Source organism: Bradyrhizobium sp., from assembly GCF_035701725.1.
In the GTDB taxonomy this organism is placed as follows: Bacteria; Pseudomonadota; Alphaproteobacteria; order Rhizobiales; family Xanthobacteraceae; genus Bradyrhizobium.
In genome coordinates this window covers 1-6,664 of the sequence record NZ_DASSRP010000299.1, presented here as the reverse complement: position 1 = coordinate 6,664, position 6,664 = coordinate 1, and the positions used below count along the sequence as shown (strand labels likewise).

At 62.7% G+C, this 6,664-nt stretch carries 6 protein-coding genes; 4 read left to right on the top strand and 2 right to left on the bottom strand.

All coding sequences use genetic code 11. The features are described 5' to 3' along the window. Together VFL62_RS17745 and VFL62_RS17740 are read left to right on the top strand one after the other, a co-directional pair. Positions 1–848, top strand: an 848-nt coding sequence (locus VFL62_RS17745; RefSeq protein WP_325173685.1) for a hypothetical protein, incomplete at its 5' end; no start/stop codon positions are given. A 270-nt stretch (positions 849–1,118) separates the two neighbouring features. Continuing rightward, complete coding sequence (locus VFL62_RS17740; RefSeq protein ID WP_325173684.1) at positions 1,119–2,105, top strand: N-acetylmuramoyl-L-alanine amidase; 987 nt, start codon at positions 1,119–1,121, stop codon at positions 2,103–2,105. Between the two features lie 75 nt (positions 2,106–2,180). Here the strand turns inward: VFL62_RS17740 and VFL62_RS17735 are convergent, their stop codons facing one another. Continuing rightward, positions 2,181–2,588 carry an SH3 domain-containing protein gene (locus VFL62_RS17735; protein WP_325173683.1) on the bottom strand — a complete coding sequence of 136 codons (408 nt, stop codon included), beginning with the start codon at positions 2,586–2,588 and terminating at the stop codon, positions 2,181–2,183. Positions 2,589–2,687: 99 nt separating this feature from the next. Then, positions 2,688–4,598, bottom strand: coding sequence for an AsmA family protein (locus VFL62_RS17730; protein ID WP_325173687.1), 1,911 nt, complete (start codon positions 4,596–4,598; stop codon positions 2,688–2,690). A 557-nt stretch (positions 4,599–5,155) separates the two neighbouring features. Between VFL62_RS17730 and VFL62_RS17725 the strand changes: the two genes are divergently transcribed. Next, complete coding sequence (locus VFL62_RS17725) at positions 5,156–5,893, top strand: CoA transferase subunit A (protein ID WP_325173686.1); 738 nt, start codon at positions 5,156–5,158, stop codon at positions 5,891–5,893. Between the two features lie 161 nt (positions 5,894–6,054). Next, a partial coding sequence (locus VFL62_RS17720; protein ID WP_325173682.1) for a 3-oxoacid CoA-transferase subunit B occupies positions 6,055–6,664 on the top strand: 610 nt, incomplete at its 3' end.

Here is a 6,664-nt window from a genome sequence, read left to right as displayed (position 1 = left end):
GCAACGACATGATCAGCGCCTACAAGGACCTCACCGATGCGCTTCCCTCCAAAATCGGAAGGCCCAACAAGTTCGGGATTCCCCCGGCATATTTTGACGCCGACCGCGAGGGGCTGCTCGACGAGTACAGGAAGCTGTTCGATGTGATGGAGGCGCCGCCCGCCGGCGCGCAAAAATCGGATACGCCGTTCAGGGATGTGTTCGACCTGGGCTTCGTGATCGCGCGCGCCAGGGGCCTTGATGCGGCGAATGCGGAACTCGCGGGCCGCATCAGTCTCGGGCTCTTCTTCGCCGAGACCAACGGCCATCAAAACGTCGGCAATGCGCGCTCGAACACATACAAGGGAAGTTTGCAGACCGGTCTGTCCGAGGACCAGAGCGGTCAAAGGAAATGGGCCGCGATCAAGCGACAGGTCGCCTCGATCGATCCGGCGCTCGACCTTCGCGACGACAAGGAAGAGGCGCGTGCCGGCAACATGGATCATCGTTTCAACCACTGGACTTCGGTGCGCGATGCCTTGATGAACGCTCACGCGGATATTTTCATGCAAGTGGGCGCAATCGCGAAAGTGCTGCCGGATCCGATCGATCAGATGAAATTGTTCGAACTGATGCAGATCATTCCCTCGCCCACCCGCGCTGCGTTGAGATCGGGCGATCTACTCGGCTATCGGATCTCCGATCCGGTCGTGATGGGCTACCTGCGCAACAACTCTGTCTTCGCCTTTGGCCATGCCGACCGGACAAGAACCTCGGCCAGCTACCGGGAAATTCTCGACGCGATGTGGCTGTTCAATGCCAAATTTGAACAGGCGCGTCTCAAATTCGACGAGATCAGGGTGCGATAACAGTTTGCTGTCACAGCGTTTTTGTTCCGTCCTTGGAATCGGCGGCAAAATGTCGGTAAGCTCGGGTGAAGTTCCATACGAGTTGCCTTGCACAGCCTTCACGCGTGAACGGAAAACACCATTCGGGGGAATCCGGGATTGCCGTCGTCAACTCAGAAATTGTCAGCTCAGAAGTCGTCAGTTCAGAAACCCGCAGCCGCCGCTAGCGTTCGGTGTGGTCATTGGGCCCACTGGCGTTCGGGCGCTGCGATCGCCGCCGTCGCCGCCTTGATGGTGCTGCCGATCGAGGTGGCCGAGGCGAACTGGCTCACGGACGTTTTCAAAGGCAAGGACAAGAAGTCCGAGCACGCTTCCTCGAAGCATGCTTCGGCGCAGCACGCCAGGGACTTAAAGCACAAGACTGCCAAACACGAGAAGGAAGCCAAGCCTGGCGCGGCGAAGGCCGACCATGTCAAGCTTGCTGCGCTCGGGCCGCTCAATCCTCCGCTCTCGAAATCAGCGTCAGTTGCGTGCCTGCCGGCGAAATTTCGCATCGCGGTCGATGTCGGGCACACCGCCGAATCCGAGGGCGCGACCAGCGCGCGCAACGTGCCTGAGTTTGCCTTCAACCTTCGCCTTGCGCAGCAGATTGCGGAAGGATTGAAAGCCGCGGGCTTTGTGTCGACCAAGCTGCTGGTGACCGAGGGCAAGGCCAAGCCCAGCCTGTTTCGGCGCGTCGCCGTCGCAAACGACATGAATGCCGATCTCTTCCTCTCGGTCCACCACGATTCCGTGCCCAACAAGCTGCTGGAGGATTGGGAGTTCGAGGGCAAGAAAAGCCATTTCAGCGACCGCTTCGGCGGTTACTCGGTCTTCGTCTCGCACGACAACACGGATTTCAAGACCAGCTTCGCGTTCGCCGAACTGGTCGGCAAGCAGATGAAGGCGAGCGGTCTCGACTACGCCAAGCAATACACCATGCCGATCATGGGACATTACCAATACCCGCTGTTGGACAAGGACACCGGCGTCTACGCCCATGACGAACTGGTCGTGCTGCGAAAGACCCGGATGCCGGCGGTGCTGCTCGAGGCCGGCTCGATCATCAATCGCGACGAGGAGCTGAAGATGGGCTCCGCCGAGCGCAGGGACCTGATCAGCGATGCCGTCGTCGCCGCCGTGAAGGATTTCTGTGCGCCGCCTGCGGCCAATTCCGTCGCGGCCAAATCGGCCGTCACCAAGTCCGCTGAGGGTCAGTGCACAACGTCGGCATGCTGATCCGCGTCGGTCTAGCGTGGGTCGCGATCACGCCTGCGCGGTCGCGCTAGATTAGAGCGCTCGTTACCAGCGTCATCACCAACCCCAGCCCCAGGCCCGGCCATAGTAGGCGTAAGGGTAAGGGCGATAAAAGTAAGGGTAGGGGCGGTAAGGGCGGTAGTAGACCGGCGGCGCCTCGAACTCCTCCTCGACCACCTGGGCGCCCAGTCGGGCGACGCGCGGCGCCCGCCGCGGCGCCATGCCAACGTTACGGGCAATGACAAAACCGGCCTTGCCGTCGAGCGAAGCCTCGCACCATCCGTTGGTGCATTTGCCGACCTCGACCGTCGTTCCCTTCGGAATCAGCGTCAGCACTTCGGTGTCGGTGCCCGGCCCTTTGCGCAGGTTGGTCTCGGCGACGGTGGCGATCGGTTTGGCGATCGCGGCACCCGTCAACAGCAAGCTGGCGATGGCGGCGGATGCCGCGGCTTTCGCAACGCGCATGGCTAAAGGCCCCTTTTCGTGATGCTGGATCGAGAAGATGCCGGGGCAGGCGAGGTTTGTCTTGCCAAATCTGTAAGCGTTGCGGGCGGAAATCCGCGCTCAGTTCGGCTTCGTGCCCGCGGCACCCGAGGGCGCGCCGTCATCGGCGGCCTTGTCCGGGCCCTTGTTGCCGCCGCCGGTGAAGCGTTCGATCACGGAGCGGACCGCGTCGCGCGTCTTCTTGTCCTTCACGGCATCGAGCAGCGGCGCGGTCGCGGGCGAGCGGCGGATCAGGCTGTCGGGATCGGGGAAGATCAAGGGATCGTCCCACGGGCCCTGCACCACGAACGGCAGTTCGAAACCCGGCGTGCCACTGGCCGTGGTCAGGCTGGCGACACCTTTCATGTCGAACTCGCGTGAGGGCATCGAAGCCGTGCCGGTCAGCGTCACGCGCGCCGGCCCGTCGATATGGACGTCATCGATGCTGGCGGTGCCGTCGGCGAACTTCACCGCCACCGTGAGGTTGGAATAGGGCGTCGAGCCGGAGCGGAAATTTCCGGCACCCGACAGCGGCCGCCGCTCCAGGCGTTTGAGCAGCTGTTCGGCATTGAAGCCCGAGATCGCGCCGTCATGCCCGGTCAGTAGCGCGGTGCCGTCGAGCGATTGCGCCAGCCCGAACGGGCTCGAGCCGGACGCCGACAGCGATACGCTGAGATTGCCGCGGCCGCTCAATTTGTTGACGCCGAACAGTTCGCTGGCGCAGGCCTGAAGGTCGACATCGGTGAACTGGAACTGCGCCTTCACATCGGCCGCCGCATCGGCGCGCGACAGGCCGAACGAGCCCTTGGCGATGCCGCCATAGATCTGCGCTTCGCCGACGCTCAGGGCCAGCGTGCCGTTCCGCAGGTTGGCGCCGATCGCGGTGCGGCCGAGCTTCGACGGGCCGACGGTCATTCGTGCCGCCGACAGGCGAATGTCGAGATCGGTCGTCGACAGCGAATCCAGATCGAACAATTGCCGGTTCCAGTCGCGGGCGCCGCTCGCCAGGAGACGGAAGGTCGAGATGTAGGGGGTAAAATCGAGGGCATCGGCCGCAAGCGTGGCCTGCAGCGATTGCCGGCCGCTATTGGCGTAGGTCATCACGCCCTCGGCGACATTGCCGTCGAGTTCGACGTTGACATTGGTCAGCGCCACCGAGGCGCCGACGACATTGGCACGCGCTTTCAGCGCGAAGCGGCCGAAGCCGCCGGAGCCGGGAGGCGCCTGTCCGGTCCATCGCAGCGCGTTGCGCAGCGAGGTCGAATCGATCGTCATCGTGCCTTCCATCATCATGCTGGTGCGGTTGGCGACGGTGCCGTCGAAAGCCAGTTTCAGCGGGGCGCTGGCGAGCCGGGCCTTGAAGCCCGAGCGGTCGCCCGACAGCGCCGCCAGGAAATCCCCGATCGAGATGCTGCCGTCGACGCGTTCGCCGCGCCAGTCGAACTGGCCGGTCGCGGCAAACGAGCGCGAGATCGACGGCCAGGCCAGCGACAGGTCGATATCGCCGAGCGACTCGTTGATCTGGCGAACCGGGTCTTCGTACGTCAGCTCGCCGTCCTGAATGCGGATTTCCGAGAACGAGACCTGGTTCTCGGCGCCGGGCTTCATGGTGCGGGTGATAGTGCCGACGAAGGGCGTCCAGTTGCTCTCGCCGTTGATGTCGCGCACCACGCGGATGTGCGGCCGCAGCATCATCAGATCGGCGATCTCGAAACGCTGGAGCAATAGCGGCAACAGGCGCAGGTTTGCGGTCAGCACGTCGACGGTGAGCGCGGGATCGGCCGCGGCGCCGCCGCGCAGGCCGACGTCATGGAAGGAGACATAGCTGCCGGGAAAGACCGAGATGTCGGTGCCGCCCTTGACGACCAGGTCGAGACCGGTCACGGCGCGGATCTGCGCCTCCACCGCCTTGCGCAGGGCATCGCGGTTGAGCAGCCAGGATGACGCGATCAGGGCGACCACCACCAAACCAAAAAGCGCCGCGACGGGCATCGCGAGGCGCCGTGTTCCCTGGGCCAACGTCAACGAAAAATCCTCGAAATATCCAAACCTGGGGCTCCGATTCCGAGGTTCGCGAGCCGTTTCGGTGCTCCGCTGGAACCGGATGCGCGCAGCTCGCGCGCGGGTACTGTTCTCTGCCAAAGGGGTGAACAGGACATCGAGCGCCCGCCTACGCCATCCAGCCCATGGCAACTTGCTGGTTTTTCGTGACGCTTTCAAGGCCGTACAAAGGTGCGGGGGGCCCCGGTTTACCTCTCCCCGGTGGGGAGAAGCGGATTTGCGCAGCCAATCGGGTGAGGGGATTTTGGATTCCAGGATGAAGCGTAACCCCTCACCCCCAACCCCATCGCAAGTCGGGCCTGCCCGACTTGCGCAAATTCACAATGCGCAACCGGGGTAGACGGCCGGTTGCGGGGAGAGGGAGCGCACCACGGTGTGCCGTTAGCTTCGATGGTCGCTCCGCCCCATGATTGACGCACTGCGAAGATTTCGCCTAATAGATGGCAAGCGCGGCAGGCGCGCATCTCCTCTATCAGGTCGTTATTCGCATGAAAAAGGTCTATCCCGACGCCAAATCGGCACTCGACGGCATCCTCAAGGACGGCATGATGATCATGTCGGGCGGCTTTGGCCTTTGCGGTATCGCCGAGACGCTTTCGGATGCGATCCGTGACAGCGGGGTCAAGAATCTGACCGTGGTATCCAACAACGCCGGCGTCGACGGCATCGGTCTGTCGCGCCTGCTCGAGACGCGCCAGATCAGGAAAATGATCTCGTCCTATGTCGGCGAGAACAAGCTGTTCGCCCAGCAATACCTCGCCGGCGAGCTCGAACTCGAATTCAATCCGCAAGGCACGCTGGCCGAGCGCATCCGCGCCGGCGGCGCCGGTATTCCGGCCTTCTACACCAAGACCGGCGTCGGCACGCTGATCGCCGAAGGCAAGGAAGAAAAGGTTTTCGACGGCGAGAAGTACATCATGGAGCGCGGCCTGTTCGCAGACCTTGCCATCGTTCACGCCTGGAAGGGCGACACCGCCGGAAACCTGATCTACCGCAAGACCGCGCGGAATTTTAATCCGATGATGGCGACCGCCGCCAAGATCACGGTTGCCGAAGTCGAGCACCTGGTTCCGGCCGGCGAGCTCAATCCGGACCACATCCATACGCCCGGCATCTTCGTCAAGCGCATCATCGAGGTCGGCACCGGCAAGAAACGTATCGAATTCCGCAACACGCGGCCACGACCCGCAAAAGCACCGGCTGCCGCAACGGGGAGTGAGGTCTAGCGCGGCGAATTTGAAGTCCTGTCAATTTTTCCGCGAGTTCGTCTCAGGACTTCAAATTCAAAGCCGCGCTACAAACAATAAATTGCTGGAGCTCCTTTGATTCCGAAGTTCGCATCAAAGGTCGCTGCGATTGCTTGCGAACTTCGGAATCGGAGCTCTAGATGGCTTGGACCCGCGAACAGATGGCCGCCCGCGCCGCCAAGGAATTGCGCGACGGCTATTACGTCAATCTCGGCATCGGCATTCCGACGCTGGTCTCCAATTACATTCCCGACGGCATCGACGTCTCGCTGCAGAGCGAGAACGGCATGCTCGGCATGGGACCGTTTCCATATGAGGGCGAGGAAGATCCGGACCTCATCAATGCCGGCAAGCAGACGGTGAGCGAGCTGCCGGACACCAGTTACTTCTCCTCGGCCGATTCCTTCGGCATGGTGCGCGGCGGCCATATCGATCTGTCGATCCTCGGCGCGATGCAGGTCGCGCAGAACGGCGATCTCGCCAACTGGATGATCCCCGGCAAGATGGTGAAGGGGATGGGCGGGGCGATGGACCTCGTTGCCGGCGTCAAGCGCGTCGTGGTGGTGATGGAGCATTCCGCCAAGGACGGCGCCAAGCTCCTGAAGAAGTGCACGCTGCCTTTGACCGGCGAGCGCGTCGTCGACATGGTGGTGACGGATCTGGCGGTCTTCACCATCGACAAGCACGGCAAGGACGGCATGGCGCTGATCGAGCTCGCCGACGGCGTCACGCTCGACGAGGTGAAGGCAA